The following is a 16,047-nucleotide window of genomic DNA, read 5'->3' on the forward strand; positions in this document are numbered from 1 at the left end:
CATCGAAAGGTGGTACTCGACTGCTACTCGCTACCGCTGCCTGGTCAGTGGTGACCCTGCGAGCGGCTGAACGACTGGACGTAGCCGTTCGCGGGCGTGCCCACGCCGGTCACGTCGTCGTAGCCCTTCACCGCGGACAGCGAGCTGTCCTTGCCGAGGCTGCGGACCGAGGTCAGCAGGCCGTCGGTGGCGTCGTAGCCGTTGGCGAAGTCCACGCGGGCCACCGCCAGGCCGGAGCCCGTGGGGTTGTCCGTGACGTCGTGGAACGCCTTCGAGCCGTACTTCGCGTAGATCGACGGGTTGGCGAAACCGATCGCCTTGCCGCCGCGCGCCTCCTGGGCCAGGGCCTGGACGGCCGCGATCACCGGGGAGGCCAGCGAGGTGCCGCCGATGCGGTACTCGCTGTACGCCACCGATCCGTCCGGGAGGGTCTGCGTCTGGCCGACCTTGAAACCGGTGTTCGGGTCGGCGATCGCCGAGATGTCCGGGACGACACGGTTGCCGGTGGCGCTGTTGGCCGTGGCGAGCGCGTTCGGGACGACACCCTTCTGGTAGAAGGGCTCGGCCACCGTCTTGCTGGTGCCGCCGCCCGCGCCCGAGGTGAAGGCGCCGGGGAAGCTCGTCCAGCTCTTGCCGTCGGCCGACAGCGAGGCCTTCTCGGTGCCCCAGCCGGTCTCCCACAGGTACTTGTCGCCCTTGCCGACGGCGAGGGAAGTACCGCCGACCGCCGTCACCCACGCCGAGTTGGCCGGGGTGTCGACCTGCTTCGTACCGGTGTTGGCGACCTCGTCGCCGTTGTCACCGGAGGAGAAGTAGAAGCCGATGCCCTCGACCGCGCCCAGTTGGAACACCTGGTCGTAGGCGGCCGCGAGGTCCGGGGTCTGGTTGGCCTCGATGTCGCCCCACGAGTTGGAGACGATGTCGGCCAGGTGGTTGTCGACGATCTTGCCGAGCGAGTCGAGCAGGTCGTCGTCCATGCAGGAGGCGGCGCCCACGTACGTGACGTTCGCCGCCGGAGCTACCGCATGCACGGCCTCGACGTCGAGGGTCTCCTCGCCGTACCAGCCCGAGGCGTCGCACTCGTCGGCACCGGTGTGGGTGTAGTCCGACGGGAGGACCTGCTTCAACTGGCTGGTCTTCCAGGTGGCGTCACCGTGGTTCTTCGCGTACTTGGCGGCGTCGTAGGCGATCGTCGGCGAGGCGTACGCGTCGGTGATCGCGACCCGCACCCCCTTGCCGGTGTACGTGCCCGCGCCGTAGGCGGCACGCAGTTGCTTGCCGGTGTAGCCCTGGACCGCGTACGGGATCTTCTGGCCGTAGGCGGACGGCAACGTGCTCGCCGTGTTCGAGCCGTAGTACGAGGAGAACGGCCCGGCGTTCTTGAACACCGCGGTCGGACCCGGCAGCGTGTCGTCGTGGCTCGCCGTGTGCGGCGCGTTGTCGAGACCGGTGACGGTCAGGACGGCACCGTTCAGGCTGTCCGGCGCGGAGGCCGTCTTCGACGGGGCGCGGTAGGTCTTCGAGCCCTTGGCGTAGTTGTGCAGCGAGGTGCTGAACGCCTTCTCGACGGCGGCCACGTCACCGGAGACCGTGACGTAGTGCTGGGTGGTGCCGGTGACCTTCAGCCCGGCGGACTTCAGCCAGGACTTGACCGCGGACACCTGGGCCGCCGTGGCGCCGAAGCGCTGCTGTACCTGAGCGGCGCTCAGGTACTTGCCGTACAGGGCCGAACTCGGGTCGGAGACTGCCTTGGCGTACGCCGCGAGGCCGGAGGCGTTCCGGCCGGCGAGGTAGACCCGAGCGGTGACCCGGGAGCTGTCGGAGGTCGCTCCCTTGTCCGCCTTGGCCGTGGCCCACGCGGGCTTGGTGCCCGCGAGCGTGTCCCGGCCCGGGCTGTCCGCGGCGTGCGCCGCGGGTATGCCGAGCGCCAGGGCACCGGCGATCATGGGCAGTGTCGCTGCCATGCTCACGCCGGCGCGCATGGTGGCGCGATTGGATCTCATGAAACCCCCTGCTATGCGGTTCGACGCATGGAGTGGTCGGTCCTCTGCGACCCGTACGGAACCTGCGGCGGAAGGGTCCGTGGATGGATCACACGATGGGGGCCACTCTTTCGATGAACCGTTCATGCCAGGGGAACGCAAAGGTCAAGAGAAACCCAAGGAACCGTCACCCAGGGCGAATTGGGGGCTTTTTTCCTTACGGGCGTGTAACGAACGACCGGGGATGCTTTACGAACGCGCTTTTGCGCCACGCTCCTTGAGCATGCCGGCCATCAACTGGATCTCCGACTGCTGCGCGTCGACCATCCCCTGCGCCAGCCGTTTCTCCACCCCCACCCGGCACTTGGCGACACACCCCTCCGCCATGTGGATACCGCCCTTGTGATGGTCCGTCATGAGTTGGAGATAGAACACCTCGGCCTGCTTGCCGCTGAGCGTGTTCAGCTTCTCCATCTCGGAGTTGGTGGCCATCCCGGGCATCAGCGCGCCGTCCTTCCCGGACGCCATGTCACCCATGCCCATCCAGGTCATCGGCGGATCGGCCGACACCTTCGGCAGCTCCCACAGGTCCAACCAGCCCAGCAGCATGCCCCGTTGGTTGGCCTGCGTCTGCGCGATGTCGTAGGCGAGCCGCCGTACCTCCACGTTCTTCGTCCGGTCGCGCACGATGTACGACATCTCGACGGCCTGCTGGTGATGGACCGCCATGTCCCGCGCGAACCCGGCGTCCGCCGAATCGGCCGTAGGGACAGAGGAGTTGGTGGATCCGCCGCCGTCCTCGGCGACCGCGTAGGTGATCGCGCCGGCCGCGACCAGGACGGCCGCGGCGGCACCCGCGACCCATCCGATGTACGCCCTCACGTCACATCGTCCCGCCGGTGCACGAGGCACCCGGTTCCGGCGTCTGGCTGCCCTGCACGAACTGGGCGAAGAACTTGTTCACGTTCGGGTCGCTCGCGCTCTTCACGGTGCGCTGGTGCCCCCACGCCGACAGCATGATCGGGTCCTGCTGGCTGTCGTAGGGACTCATCAGCGAGTACGGGGTCGCCTTCACCTTCGCCGCGAGCGCCTTGACGTCGGCGGCCGAGGCCTTCTTGTTGTACGTCACCCAGACCGCGCCGTGCTCCAGCGCGTGCACCGCGTTCTCGTCCTTGACGGCCTTCGTGTACACGTTGCCGTTGCAGTTCAGCCAGACCGGGTTGTGGTTGCCGCCCACCGGCGGGCGCATCGGGTAGTTCACCGTGCTGGTGACGTGGGTGCGGCCCAGCGTCCCCTTCCACGTCTTCACGCCGTCCGCGCCGGTGACGAAGTGCCCCGAACCGCTCTTGGAGTCACTGGCCGAGCTGTCCTTGTCGTCCTTGCCGGACTGCGCGTGCACGACGGCGACCCCGCCGACCACGAGACCCGCGGCGACCACCACGCTCGCCGCGATCTTCACGATCCGGCCGCGTCGCTCGCGGGCCTGCTCGGCGCGCCGCATCTCCTCGATGCGGGCCTTGCGCGCCGCGTTGCCGGTGCTCTTGGCGGAACCCATGGAATGTGTCCTTTTTTGGGGGAAGGGACAGGGGAAGGGGGGCGGAGTGAGGGACAGTCGAGTCCGCTGATCGTAGTGGGGGGTGAGGGGTTTCTCGTAGGGCGCCCACAGCAAAGACCACGGAAGAGTGCACCGGCCCCGGGCCAGGCATTACGAATGTCAGTCCGAGCAGGCAAGATGGGCACAAGAGCAGGACACCTGCCGTACGCGAGGCGTTCAGCCCAAGGACGGCCGGCCGATCATGGTCCGCAACGCGCACGAAATGGTGTTGTGGTGGGATGCTCAGGTGCCCGACCGCCTCCCGCGGTACGAGGACAGGCGGCCTGACCAGCAAGGATGGGGAAGCGGAAGATGGACAAGCAGCAGGAGTTCGTGCTCCGGACGTTGGAGGAGCGCGACATCCGGTTCGTACGGCTGTGGTTCACGGACGTGCTGGGCTTCCTCAAGTCCGTCGCCGTGGCCCCCGCCGAGCTGGAACAGGCCTTCGACGAGGGCATCGGATTCGACGGCTCCGCGATCGAGGGCTTCGCCCGCGTATACGAGTCCGACATGATCGCCAAGCCGGACCCCTCCACCTTCCAGGTCCTGCCCTGGCGCGCCGAGGCCCCCGGTACGGCCCGCATGTTCTGCGACATCCTCATGCCGGACGGCTCCCCGTCCTTCGCGGACCCGCGCTACGTCCTCAAGCGGGCGCTGGCCAAGACCTCCGACCTGGGCTTCACCTTCTACACCCACCCGGAGATCGAGTTCTTCCTCCTGAAGGACCGCCCGCTCGACGGCTCCCGCCCGACCCCGGCCGACAACTCCGGCTACTTCGACCACACCCCGCAGAACGTGGGCATGGACTTCCGCCGCCAGGCGATCACCATGCTGGAGTCGATGGGCATCTCGGTCGAGTTCTCCCACCACGAGGGCGCCCCGGGCCAGCAGGAGATCGACCTGCGCTACGCCGACGCGCTCTCCACGGCCGACAACATCATGACGTTCCGCCTGGTCATGAAGCAGGTCGCGCTGGAGCAGGGGGTGCAGGCCACCTTCATGCCGAAGCCGTTCTCGGAGCACCCGGGCAGCGGCATGCACACCCACCTCTCCCTCTTCGAGGGCGACCGCAACGCGTTCTACGAGTCCGGCTCCGAGTACCAGCTCTCCAAGGTCGGCCGCTCCTTCATCGCGGGCCTGCTGAAGCACGCGGCGGAGATCTCCGCGGTCACCAACCAGTGGGTCAACTCCTACAAGCGCATCTGGGGCGGCTCGGAGCGCACGGCAGGCGCTGGCGGCGAGGCCCCGTCCTACATCTGCTGGGGCCACAACAACCGCAGCGCCCTGGTCCGTGTCCCGATGTACAAGCCCGGCAAGACCGGCTCCGCGCGCGTCGAGGTCCGCTCCCTGGACTCGGGCGCGAACCCGTACCTGGCCTACGCCCTCCTCCTCGCCGCCGGCCTGAAGGGCATCGAAGAGGGCTACGAACTCCCCCCGGGCGCCGAGGACGACGTCTGGGCCCTCTCCGACGCGGAGCGCCGCGCGATGGGCATCGAGCCCCTCCCGCAGAACCTCGGCGAGGCCCTGACCCTGATGGAACGCAGCGACCTGGTCGCCGAGACCCTCGGCGAGCACGTCTTCGACTTCTTCCTGCGCAACAAGCGCCAGGAGTGGGAGGAGTACCGCAGCGAGGTCACGGCGTTCGAGCTGCGGAAGAACCTGCCGGTGCTGTAGTCGTCGTTCACAGTCGAGTGGGGCCGACAGTCCAGTCCAGGACTGACTGTCGGCCCCACTCGTGTTCTCCGCCCCTGCCTACCGCGTCGCGGTCGCGCCGTCGTAGACGTGGTCCGGGGTGACGATGCCCGTGATCGCGCGGGCGAGGAGGGTGGAGGGCTCCTGGCCGCCGCTGGTGATGTCCGTGTTGATCATGACGACCAGGGTGGCCTTCTCGGCGGGCAGGTAGACGGTCACCGTCTCGTAGCCCGGGATGGAACCGTTGTGGCCGATCCACCCGCCGGTCTCGAAGATGCCGAGGCCGTAGCTGAGGCCGGGGATGCCGGTCGGGATGGTCTTGAGGCGCTGGGCCTGTGTCTGGGGGCTGAGCAGTTCGCCGGTGGCGACGATCTTCGCCCAGCGGTGCAGGTCGTGCAGGTTGGAGATCATGCCGCCGGCCGCCCAGGCCCAACTGGGGTTCCAGTCCGTGGAGTCGACGGTCGCGCCGCTCAGGGTCTGGTTCGTGTAGCCGTGCGGATGCGGTTCGGGGAACTCCGTCCCGTGCGGGAGCAGCGTGTCGTGCAGGTGGGCCGGTCGTAGGACATGCATGTCGAGGTAGTCGGCGAGGTGCCGGCCGGTGACCTTCTCGATGACCAGGCCGAGCAGGACGAGGTTCGAGTTGGAGTACTGGAACTCCGTCCCCGGCGCGAACGTGTTCTTGTGCTTGAAGCCGTACGCCAGGAGTTCGCGCGGGGTGAAGAAGCGCTCCGGGTCGCTCAGCAGGTCCTTGGCGAAGTCCGGATCGGCGCTGTAGGGGAACAGGCCGCTGCGCATCTCGGCCAGTTGACGCAGGGTGATCCGGTGGCCGTCCGGCACGCCGTCGACGTAGCGGGAGATCGGGTCGTCCAGCCGGATGCGGTGCTCGTCGACCAGGTGCAGCAGCGCGGTGACCGTGAAGGTCTTGGTCTCGCTGCCGATCCGCAGGTAACCGTCGGTGGTCATCGGGCGGTGGGTGGCGGTGTCGGCGACGCCGGTCGCGCGGACGTAGCAGCCCTTGCCCGGCATCCACAGGCCGACGACGACACCGGGGATGGCGGCCTGGCGGCGGACGTCCTCGATCGTCTTGTCGAGGCGGGCGGTCGTCCTGTGGTCGAGACCACCCTGCGGGCAGTCGCCGTGGGCGTGCCGGTCGGCGCTCATGGGCCGGACGGCCGTGGCGGACGCCGCTGTCGTCGGGACCAGCGCGCAGGCCGCGATCAGCGTCGCGGCGAGCAGCCGGCGGTGGGGGGTACGTCTCATGTGGGAGCCTTCCAGTGACGGGCTGGGACGGCAGAACATCACCACCGGCGACTTGCCGTGACGGCTCCCTTCCGCCCGGGCAGCGGCGAGTCCACTCGTTCGGCGCCCGGAAGGATGAGGGGATGACATGACCGAGAACCTGATCAGCGCCCGGCTGCACCGGCGGATCCGACAGGACTTCCCGGACGCCGAGGTCGCGCGGGGGATCGTCGGGGCGCTGCGCATCCTGGCGGTCGAACTCGAAGACTCGCGGCAGAGCGCGGAACGGCTCCAGACGGCGGCCGTGCTGATCGCCGCCGGGGACGTCGAGCGGTTCCGCCGCGCGATCCGACTCGCCCGGACGGACTGGCGCGACCTGCTCATGGCGGGCGGCCTGGGAGATGACTTCGAGCGCGTTCTGGACGAGGAACTGGGCCCCGGATAGCGGCCCGTCTCCAGGCCGGGCCAGGCCGGGTCAGGCCGGGCCAGGCCGGGTCAGGCAGGCCAGGTCGAGTCGGAGCCGCCCTCGTCCCCCTACCTCGCATACGCCGGCGACACCGCCGCCGTACTGATCCGCCGCCCCCTGCCCGTCCCGTCCGCAGGTACCTCGTACAGGTCCGCCCCGTAGTCCCCGGGCAGTGCGTAGACGATGGTGTGGTCGTCCTTCCACACCACCTGGTCGTCCACGCTGCGGGGTTCGGCGAGCGGGGTTTCGCGCATCGTGCGGAGGTCGAGGACGTAGAGGTGCCAGGGGGCTTCCTTGGGGAGGCCCTTCACCCGCTTCTTGAAGGCGATGCGCGTGCCGTCGGGGGAGAGGGACGGGCACTCCACGTTCGCGTGCACGGTGGTGACCGTGTGGGTGCGCAGGTCGCCCCTGACCAGGTACGTGCTGCCCTTCGTCGCCAGCGTCGCGTAGAAGGTGCGGTCGTCCGCGGCGAAGGTCACGCCCCAGAAGTTGACGTCGGCCGCGTGGTAGACGTGGCCGTCCTTGAGGATGCGGAACGACTCCAGGGACGGGGTCAGTTTTCCCGTCCTGGTGTCGACGATCGCCGCCCGGGTCGAGAAGTTCGTGCCCGCGTACGAGTCGCCGCCCACGAACGCCGTCCACGCGGCGAAGTGGCCGGTGGGGGAGACGCGGGCCCGGGAGGGGATGCCGGGGACGGCGTAGTGGGCCGTCTCCTTGAGGTGGGCGTCGAGGATCAGCGCGCGGTAGGTGTCCGTGACCGTGCCGTGCACCGCCTGGAGGCAGACCCCGGTACCCGAACTGGCGTAGAAGCGGAGGCACTTGAGGCCCGAGGCGGTGCGGGGGCCCGAGGGGTCGGAGGCCGGGACCGTGGTCAGTTCGTCGCGGTGCGGGCCCCACGCCATGTTGCGGAACACCAGGCGGGCGGGGGTGGTCAGGGTGATCCGCCCCGCCGTGATCCTCGGGCCGCCGGGCTGGACCTCGTTACGGCGTTCGGCCCGCGCGGAGGCGTGCAGGACCGAGGCCACCGCCACCGCGGCGAGCGCGGCGACGGCGGCGAGGAGGATCAGGACGCGGCTGCGCAGGGTCATGTACCGGCTCCGGCGCGGCTGTTCGCCACGTCCATCTCAGGACGCCCAGATACCGGTGATGTCGGCGGCCGAGGCCGCGTTGCCCGCGTGGGTGGTCAGGCCCTGTGTGTCCTCCAGGGTGCGGAGGAGGTTGTAGTGGTTGTACGTGGTCGAGGACGTCGAACCCGCGGTCACCGGCTGGCCGTAGAGGACCGTCGGGATGCGGTTGCCGCTGAGCAGGTTGTCCTCGTCGAAGGTGACGACGAGCAGGCTGTTGTGGGTCTTGGCCCAAGTGGCGTACGCGCCAAGGTTGTTCTTCAGCCAGGTGTCACCGGTCGCCACCGAGCAGTCGTGCATGTCGCTGCACAGGTTGGGGGTGACGAAGGAGATGTCGGGGAGGGTCGTGTAGTCCGTCGGGAACTGCGCGAACGTCTTGGCCGTCGAGGTCGCGACGTTGCTGAAGCCGAACCACGGGTTGTGCTTGCGGGCGTAGGTGCCGCTGCTGCACGTCGTCGAACCCTGGCTCGGCAGCGTCTCGTTGTAGCTGGCCCAGGTGCCGCCCGCGGCCGTCACCTCGGAGGCGAGGTTCGCTGCCGAGGAGAAGCCGGCGGTGTAGCAACTGTCGCTGGTGATGCCCTGGGTGGAGCCGGAGAACAGCGCGAAGTAGTTCGGCTGGCTCGGGTGGGTGATCCCGTACGACTGGGTGAGGGCGGCGCCCCCGCTCGCCAGCGAGTTGATGTAGGGGGCGCTGGAGGAGCCGATGACCTGGCTGTAGGCGTGGTTCTCCAGCACCACGACGACGACGTGGTCCGGGGTCGGCACCCCGGTCGCGGCGTGCGCGGTCGAGGCGGTGCCGAAACCGGTCCAGACCCCGACGGCGGCGGCCGAGAAGGCGAGCGCGGACGCCACGGCGGCGCGGCTGCGGCGGTACACGGAACTGCCGGACACTTCTACCTCCGGGTGGGGGGAGGGGGACGGCGAACGGGGGCGACGGTGCTGACAGAGCATGCACACGCCAAGATGCCCGCATCCTGCCGTGCCCAACCCGGTGGATGAAGAAGTGGTGAACTTACTGCCTTTGGTGAACCACGGCTCCTTGCGAACTACTGCTGTGGCCCGGCCAGTTGGGCCAGCACCTGGTGCAACGGCTCGGTGGCCCGCTTGCGGTACTCCTGGATCGCCCAGCCGTTGCCGTCCGGGTCCTTGAAGTACATGAAGGTCGCCCCGTCCTGCGGCGCGAACTGCACCGGCTCGCTGACATCGAGCCCGCGCGCGATCAGCTCGTCGTAGGCCGCCTTCGCGTCCTGCACGCACAACTGCATACCGTGGTACGTCCCCGGCTGCGGCGTCCCGGTCGGCACCTGAAGACCGTCGACCAGCGCGATCGAACAGCCGGACCCCGGCGGTGTGAGCTGCACGATCCGCACGCCCTCCATCACCTCACCGTCGAGATCCACGTGGAAACCGACCTTGTCCCGGTAGAACTCCTTGGCCCGTTCCACGTCCGAGACGGGCAGCAGGATCACTTCCAGGGTCATGTCCATGGCTTGACTCCTTCGTGCGGCGCCGGTGCGTCACTCGAACCGCCACCGCGTCTGGCTGAACGGCTCCCCCTTACCGAAGCCGAAAACCGTGCGCGGCGCCACAGCGAAGACATACGCGTACCCGGCACCGTGATGAAAGGCCCCGTCCCGCACGTCGAAGCGCCAGAAGCTGCCGTACTTCGCCTCCCACGCTGCGGCCAGCTCCCGCAGCCGGTCCTCGTCCACGACCCGCACCGCCGCCCCCTCGACGACCAGGTCGTACCCCTTGTCCCAGGTGCTCGTGCCGGTCGTCAGCACCACCTGCGGGTTGTCGGCGAGGTTGCGCGCCTTGCGCTCCTCTGGGCCGGTGCAGAAGTGCAGCGCCCCGTCCGACCACACCGCCGGCAGGGGCGTCACATGCGGCCGCCCGTCCGGCCGTACCGTCGAGATCCAGAACTGCTCGGCCGCCCCGAGCCGTTCCTCCGCCTCGGCCCAGTCGGTCGCGGTGGCCGTCGGGTCGCTGTAGCGGGGGTCGAGACGGGTCAGTGGTTCCTTGTCGGTCATCGGCTTCTCCCTGTGTCGGCCTGTCCCTGGTCCTGCAGATGAGACTCCGTACCCCGCCGGAACTCATCGCCGCACGCCCCGGGGCCACCGCCCGCACCTGCGGTTAGGCTCGGGGCGTTACGACCTTGATCCGAGGGAGGCCGGATGACGGCGCCGGGGCGCAGGAGCAGCACCTTCACGCGACTGCTGCGGCACGGCTTCACCGATCCCTCGGCCGCCGAGCGGCTCCTGGAGAGCGCGGAGCTGGCGCCCATAAGGAACGACCCGGTCCTGCTGGAGGCCCTCGGCGCCACCGCCGACCCGGACCTCGCCCTCCAGGGTCTCGTACGGCTCCTGGAGGCGCAGCCCGAGCCCACCGCCCGGCACGAGCTGACCGACACCCTCATCGCGGCGAAGCCGCTGCGGGACCGGCTGCTCGGCGTCCTCGGCGCCTCCGCCGCCCTCGGCGACCACCTCGCCCGGTACCCGCGCGACTGGCACGCCCTCGTCATGTACGAGCCGCGCGACCTGCACCCCGGGGTGGAGGAGTTCGAGCGTGGTCTCGCCGGGGCCACCGACCCGGTCGCCCTCCGCGTCGCCTACCGCCGCTGTCTGCTGTCCATCGCCGCCCGGGACGTGTGCGGGACCACCGACCTCGCCCAGACCGCCGCCGAACTCGCCGACCTCGCCACCGCCACCCTGCGCTCCGCCCTCGCCATCGCGAGCGCCGCCGCGCCCGACGACGCGGCGCTGTGCCGGCTCGCGGTGATCGCGATGGGCAAGTGCGGCGGCCACGAGCTGAACTACGTCTCCGACGTCGACGTCATCTTCGTCGGCGAGGCCGTCGACGGCGCCGACGAGGGCAAGGCGCTGCGCGCCGCCACCAAGCTCGCCGCGCACATGATGCGGGTCTGCTCCGAGACCACCGTCGAGGGCTCGATCTGGCCCGTCGACGCCAATCTCCGCCCCGAGGGCCGCAACGGCCCGCTGGTCCGCACCCTCTCCAGCCACCTCGCCTACTACCAACGCTGGGCCAAGACCTGGGAGTTCCAGGCCCTGCTCAAGGCTCGCCCGGTGGCCGGCGACCTCGCGCTCGGCGAGGAGTACGTCACCGCCCTCGAACCCCTGGTGTGGCAGGCGGCCGAGCGCGAGAACTTCGTCACCGACGTGCAGAAGATGCGCCGCCGGGTCGTCGAGAACATCCCCGTCGCCGAGATCGACCGCGAACTCAAGCTCGCCCCCGGCGGCCTGCGGGACGTCGAATTCGCCGTCCAGCTCCTCCAGTTGGTGCACGGCCGCGCCGACACCTCGCTGCGCAGCGGCAGCACGCTCACCGCGCTCCAGGCCCTCGCCGCCGGCGGCTACGTCGGCCGTGAGGACGCCGCCCGCCTCGACGACGCCTACCGCTTCCTGCGCACCATGGAACACCGCATCCAGCTCTACCGGTTGCGCCGCACCCACCTGGTCCCCGTCGAGGAGGCCGACCAGCGGCGCCTGGGCCGCTCGATGGGCCTGCGCACCGACCCGGTCGTCGAGCTGAACCGCGAGTGGAAGCGCCACGCCACGGTCGTACGACGCCTGCACGAGAAGCTCTTCTACCGCCCGCTGCTCGACGCGGTCGCCCAACTCGCCCCGGGCGAGACCAGGTTGAGCGCCCAGGCGGCCCGCGAACGCCTGGTCGCACTCGGCTACGGCGACCCGGCCGCGGCCCTGCGCCACATCGAGGCCCTCGCCTCCGGCGTCACCCGCAAGGCCGCCATCCAACGCACCCTGCTGCCCGTCCTGTTGGGCTGGTTCGCGGACTCCGCCGACCCGGACGCGGGCCTGCTCAACTTCCGCAAGGTCTCCGACGCGCTCGGCAAGACCCCTTGGTACCTACGGCTGTTGAGGGACGAGGGCGCCGCGGCCGAGAACCTCGCCCGCGTCCTGTCGGCCGGCCGGCTCGCCCCCGACCTCCTGATGCGCGCCCCCGAAGCGGTCGCCCTGCTCGGCGACGGCGACGGCGGCAGCGGCCTCGAACCCCGCGAACGCGCCCACCTGGAGCAGGAGATACTGGCCGCCGTCGGCCGCGCCGACGACGCCACCCAGGCCGTCACCTTCGCCCGCGGCGTCCGCCGTCGCGAACTCTTCCGTACGGCCGCCTTCGACATCGTCGGCTCCTACGGCACCGAGACCCAGCCCGCCGAGGCCGACCAGGGCGCCCTCGTCGACCGGGTCGGCGGCGCCGTCTCCGACCTGACCGCGGCCACCCTCGCCGGCACCCTGCGCGCGGTGGTCCGCGCGGGCTGGGGCGACACCCTGCCCACCCGCTTCGCGATCATCGGCATGGGCCGCTTCGGCGGCCACGAACTCGGCTACGGCTCCGACGCGGACGTCCTGTTCGTGCACGAACCCCGCGAGGGCGTCGAGGAGCGCGAGGCCTCCGAGGCGGCCAACAAGGTCGTCTCCGAGATGCGCCGGCTGCTCCAGGTCCCCAGCTCGGACCCGCCCCTGCTGATTGACGCGGATCTACGTCCCGAGGGCAAGTCGGGCCCACTCGTACGGACGTTGAAGTCGTACGAGGCCTACTACCGCCGCTGGTCCCTGGTCTGGGAGTCCCAGGCGCTGCTGCGGGCCCAACCCGTCGCCGGTGACGAGGAGTTGGGCCGCGCCTTCATCGAGCTGATCGACCCCCTGCGCTATCCGGCGGAGGGCCTCGGCGACGATGCGGTACGCGAGATCCGCCGCCTCAAGGCCCGCATGGAGTCCGAGCGGCTGCCGCGCGGCGCCGATTCGACCCTGCACACCAAGCTGGGGCGCGGTGGCCTCTCCGACGTCGAGTGGACCGTACAGCTCATGCAGTTGCACCACGGCTGGTCCGAACCGGGCCTGCGCACCACCCGCACCCGAGAGGCCCTCGCCGCCGCGTGCGCCGCGGAACTCATCTCCACGGAGGACGCGTCGACCCTGGACGAGGCCTGGGTGCTGGCGACCCGTGTCCGCAACGCGGTGATGCTGGTGCGCGGGCGGGCCGGCGACACGTTTCCCTCGGAGCCGCGGGAACTGGCGGCGGTGGGGCGGTACTTGGGGTACGGCCCCGGTCATGTGGGGGACATGCTCGACGACTACCGGCGTACGACGCGTAGGGCGCGGGGTGTGGTGGACGTTCTGTTCTACGGGGCTTAGGTGGGTTGCTGCTCGGCTGCCGACCGGTGGGGGCTGGTCGCGCCCCTTTGGGGCATGTTCAGTCGGCGTCGGCTGGAAAGCGCTACGCCCGTCAGGATCACCGCCATGCCCGCCACCACGCGTAGCCCCACCTTCTCGTCGAGCAGCACGGCCCCCAGCGAGACCGACACAACCGGCAGCAGATAACCGACCGTTGCCGCGCTGGTCGCGCCCTCGTCGGCGATCAGGCGGTAGTTGAGGTAGAAGGTCACGCCGGTGGCGAGGACGCCGAGGGCGGTGACCGCGAGGAGGGCCGTGAGGTCGGCGTGTACGGGGCCGGCGGCGGGCAGGCCCAGGGTCGTCCAGGCCGTCGCCGCCATCAGTTGGGCCGCCGAGACGGCCAACGGCGCCTGGCCGGAGGTGAGTTTGCGGGCCATGTACGCGAAGGCCACGGCGTAGCTGGCGGCGGCGCCCAGCAGGGCGAGCGCGCCCCAGCCGAACAGGCCCGAGCGTTGCCAGGGGGCGAAGACCAGGACCGTACCCGCGAAGCCGAGGAACAGTCCGGACAGGCGGCTGCGGGCGAGGCCGCGGTCGGTGCCGAGGGTGATGCCGATCAGGAGTGACCACAAGGGAGTTGTGGCGTTCAGGACGCCCGCGATCCCGGAGTCGACGGTCTGCTCGCCCACGCTGAACAACGCGAACGGGACGGCGTTGCAGAACAGGGCGGCCACCGCGAGCCGGCCCCAGGTCGCGCGGTCGCGGGGCAGGCGCTGACCGGCCGCGCGGGCCAGGGCCAGCAGCACCAGTGTGCCGAGGGCGCAGCGGGTGATGGTGATCTGGGCGGGGGAGAGGCCGTGGTCCAGGGCGAGTTTGATCCACAGGAAGCCCGACCCCCACAGGAGGGCGAGTACGGCCATGCGGAACGTCGAGGCGGGCTGCATGGGTCCACGGTCCGGCAGAGCAACACTTCAGCACAAGCGAAAGATTCTACAGTCACTGTTAACCTCTCCTACATGCTTGATGTGCGACGCATGCAGGTCCTGCGGGCCGTGGTGGACAGCGGATCGGTGACCGCGGCGGCGGCCCGGCTCGGCTACACGCCGTCCGCCGTCAGCCAGCAGATCGGGGCGCTGGAGAAAGAGGCCGGGACCGCGCTCCTGGAACGGGTCGGACGCGGGGTGCGGCCCACGGCGGCCGGGCTGCTGCTCACCGGGTACGCGGACGCGATCGGCCGGCAGGTCGCCGAGGCGGAGACGGCGCTCGCGGACCTGGTGGCCGGCCGCACGGGACGGCTCACGGTCCGCTACTTCGCCACCGCCGGTGCCGCCCTGGTCGCCCCCGCCGTGGCCCGGCTCCGCGCCGAACACCCGGGATTCCAGATCGAGTTGAAGCTGACCGATCCCGAGGATCCGCTGCCCGAAGTGAAGGAGGGCCGGGCGGACGTAGCCCTGGTCGTGGGCCCATCCGGCTCCTCCGGCTCTTCCGGCGGTCACGAGGGCGTACGGCTGGTGAAGCTGCTGGACGATCCGTATCTCGCCGTACTGCCGAAGGGGCACCGGTTGGCGGGGCGGCGGAGCGTCGAGCTGCGGGAGCTGGCCGAGGAGGCGTGGGTGGGCAGCGAGTGGCCGGGGCCGTGCCTGGACGCGCAGCTCGACGCGTGCGCGGCGGCGGGGTTCCGGCCGCGGTTCGCGGTGGAGAGCGAGGACTATGTGACCGCGCAGGGCTTCGTCGCGGCGGGCCTGGGCGTGAGTCTGATCCCCCGGCTGGGCCTCGGCAGCCGCCATCCGGGCGTGGTCGTACGGGCCGTACGGCGCCCCGAGCCGGTGCGGACCATCCATGCCGCCGTCCGCGAGACGGCACCGCCTCAGCCGGCCCTGCGGGCATTCCTGACGGCGCTGCGGGACGCGGCGACCGCGCCGGACGGCCCCTAGACCCTGACGGGCGCCGCCAACCCGTCTGCTCCCCGGAGCGCCACCCCGCGCGGCAGCGCGTACGGAAACGTGCCGTACCAGACGCGGGAGACCATGAAGCCGAAGGACAGGCAGAGCATGCCGCCGACCGCGTCCAGCCAGAAGTGGTTGGCCGTGGAGACGATGACCAGGAGCGTCATCGCCGGGTACAGCAGGCCGAGGACGCGGACCCAGGGGAGTTTCGCCAGGGCGAAGATCGTCAGGCCGCACCACAGGGACCAGCCGATGTGCATGGACGGCATCGCGGCGTACTGGTTCGACATGTTCTTCAGGTCGCCGGAGGCCATCGACCCCCAGGTCTGGTGGACCATGACGGTGTCGACGAAGTGGCCGCCGTTCATCAGGCGCGGCGGGGCCAGCGGGACGAAGTAGTAGCCGACCAGGGCCACCGCCGTCGTCGCGAACAGCACCAGGCGTGTGGCCGCGTACCGGCCCGGATGGCTGCGGTACAGCCACACCAGGACACCCAGCGTCACGATGAAGTGCAGTGTCGCGTAGTAGTAGTTCATGCCGACGATCAGCCAAGTCACCGAGTTCACCGCGTGGTTGACCGACTGCTCGACGTCGATGCCGAGGTCGCCCTCGACCCGCCAGATCCAGTCCGCGTTGCGCAGCGCCTCGCCCCGCTGTTCCGGCACCGCGTTGCGCACCAGCGAGTACACCCAGTAACTCACGCCGATCAGCAGGATCTCGAACCACAGCCGGGGCCGGCGCGGAGTGCGCGCCCGACGCAGCAAACCCTGCCCCGCGGCGTCCGCGACGGGGCTCGGAACGGCTTCTTCGCGGCCTTCCAATGTCGTCACGGTGGTCTCACCCATAGACATGAA

14 protein-coding genes are annotated in these 16,047 nt (G+C 70.2%); 4 read left to right on the forward strand and 10 right to left on the reverse strand.

Annotation, left to right across the window (positions count from 1 at the left end; translation table 11 throughout):
* Positions 1-44: 44 nt before the first annotated feature.
* The 3 genes from ABZT04_RS10205 to ABZT04_RS10215 all read right to left on the reverse strand — a co-directional run bounded on the left by ABZT04_RS10205 (position 45) and on the right by ABZT04_RS10215 (position 3,537).
* Positions 45-2,003, reverse strand: coding sequence for a S53 family peptidase (locus ABZT04_RS10205; RefSeq protein ID WP_356055043.1), 1,959 nt, complete (start codon positions 2,001-2,003; stop codon positions 45-47).
* A gap of 228 nt (positions 2,004-2,231) precedes the next feature.
* Positions 2,232-2,864 carry a DUF305 domain-containing protein gene (locus ABZT04_RS10210; RefSeq protein ID WP_356055046.1) on the reverse strand — a complete coding sequence of 211 codons (633 nt, stop codon included), beginning with the start codon at positions 2,862-2,864 and terminating at the stop codon, positions 2,232-2,234.
* A gap of 1 nt (position 2,865) precedes the next feature.
* Entirely contained in the window at positions 2,866-3,537 is a 672-nt protein-coding gene (locus tag ABZT04_RS10215) for a DUF3105 domain-containing protein (protein ID WP_356055048.1), read from the reverse strand.
* Positions 3,538-3,888: 351 nt separating this feature from the next.
* Here ABZT04_RS10215 and glnA point away from each other — a divergent pair, with 351 nt between their 5' ends.
* Complete coding sequence (gene glnA, locus ABZT04_RS10220; RefSeq protein WP_356055050.1) at positions 3,889-5,250, forward strand: type I glutamate--ammonia ligase; 1,362 nt, start codon at positions 3,889-3,891, stop codon at positions 5,248-5,250.
* Positions 5,251-5,328: 78 nt separating this feature from the next.
* Here the strand turns inward: glnA and ABZT04_RS10225 are convergent, their stop codons facing one another.
* Positions 5,329-6,528, reverse strand: coding sequence for a serine hydrolase domain-containing protein (locus tag ABZT04_RS10225; protein ID WP_356055052.1), 1,200 nt, complete (start codon positions 6,526-6,528; stop codon positions 5,329-5,331).
* 127 nt (positions 6,529-6,655) lie between these two features.
* Between ABZT04_RS10225 and ABZT04_RS10230 the strand changes: the two genes are divergently transcribed.
* Positions 6,656-6,952, forward strand: coding sequence for a hypothetical protein (locus tag ABZT04_RS10230; protein ID WP_356055054.1), 297 nt, complete (start codon positions 6,656-6,658; stop codon positions 6,950-6,952).
* Between the two features lie 89 nt (positions 6,953-7,041).
* On the opposite strand, the gene ABZT04_RS10235 is transcribed toward ABZT04_RS10230, so the two are convergent.
* From ABZT04_RS10235 to ABZT04_RS10250, 4 genes are all read right to left on the reverse strand, one after another.
* On the reverse strand, positions 7,042-8,061 hold the full coding sequence (locus ABZT04_RS10235) for a TolB-like translocation protein (protein WP_356055056.1): 1,020 nt from the start codon (positions 8,059-8,061) through the stop codon (positions 7,042-7,044).
* A gap of 36 nt (positions 8,062-8,097) precedes the next feature.
* A complete protein-coding gene (locus tag ABZT04_RS10240; protein ID WP_356055058.1) occupies positions 8,098-8,988 on the reverse strand; it encodes an alkaline phosphatase family protein in 891 nt (296 codons plus the stop codon).
* 155 nt (positions 8,989-9,143) lie between these two features.
* A complete protein-coding gene (locus ABZT04_RS10245; protein ID WP_356055060.1) occupies positions 9,144-9,584 on the reverse strand; it encodes a VOC family protein in 441 nt (146 codons plus the stop codon).
* Between the two features lie 30 nt (positions 9,585-9,614).
* Positions 9,615-10,127: a pyridoxamine 5'-phosphate oxidase family protein gene (locus ABZT04_RS10250; RefSeq protein WP_356055062.1), complete on the reverse strand. Its 513-nt coding sequence runs from the start codon at positions 10,125-10,127 to the stop codon at positions 9,615-9,617.
* A gap of 144 nt (positions 10,128-10,271) precedes the next feature.
* Between ABZT04_RS10250 and ABZT04_RS10255 the strand changes: the two genes are divergently transcribed.
* Positions 10,272-13,271 carry a bifunctional [glutamine synthetase] adenylyltransferase/[glutamine synthetase]-adenylyl-L-tyrosine phosphorylase gene (locus ABZT04_RS10255; protein WP_356055064.1) on the forward strand — a complete coding sequence of 1,000 codons (3,000 nt, stop codon included), beginning with the start codon at positions 10,272-10,274 and terminating at the stop codon, positions 13,269-13,271.
* Here ABZT04_RS10255 and ABZT04_RS10260 read toward each other — a convergent pair.
* Positions 13,268-14,191 carry a DMT family transporter gene (locus tag ABZT04_RS10260; RefSeq protein WP_356055066.1) on the reverse strand — a complete coding sequence of 308 codons (924 nt, stop codon included), beginning with the start codon at positions 14,189-14,191 and terminating at the stop codon, positions 13,268-13,270. The genes ABZT04_RS10255 and ABZT04_RS10260 overlap by 4 nt on opposite strands.
* A 72-nt stretch (positions 14,192-14,263) precedes the next feature.
* On the opposite strand from ABZT04_RS10260, the gene ABZT04_RS10265 reads away from it, so the two are divergent.
* On the forward strand, positions 14,264-15,181 hold the full coding sequence (locus ABZT04_RS10265; RefSeq protein ID WP_356055068.1) for a LysR family transcriptional regulator: 918 nt from the start codon (positions 14,264-14,266) through the stop codon (positions 15,179-15,181).
* Here ABZT04_RS10265 and ABZT04_RS10270 read toward each other — a convergent pair.
* Entirely contained in the window at positions 15,178-16,038 is an 861-nt protein-coding gene (locus ABZT04_RS10270; RefSeq protein ID WP_356055070.1) for a phosphatase PAP2 family protein, read from the reverse strand. The genes ABZT04_RS10265 and ABZT04_RS10270 overlap by 4 nt on opposite strands.
* Positions 16,039-16,047: the final 9 nt, after the last annotated feature.

The organism is Streptomyces sp. NPDC005492 (genome assembly GCF_040605995.1).
GTDB lineage: Bacteria > Actinomycetota > Actinomycetes > Streptomycetales > Streptomycetaceae > Streptomyces.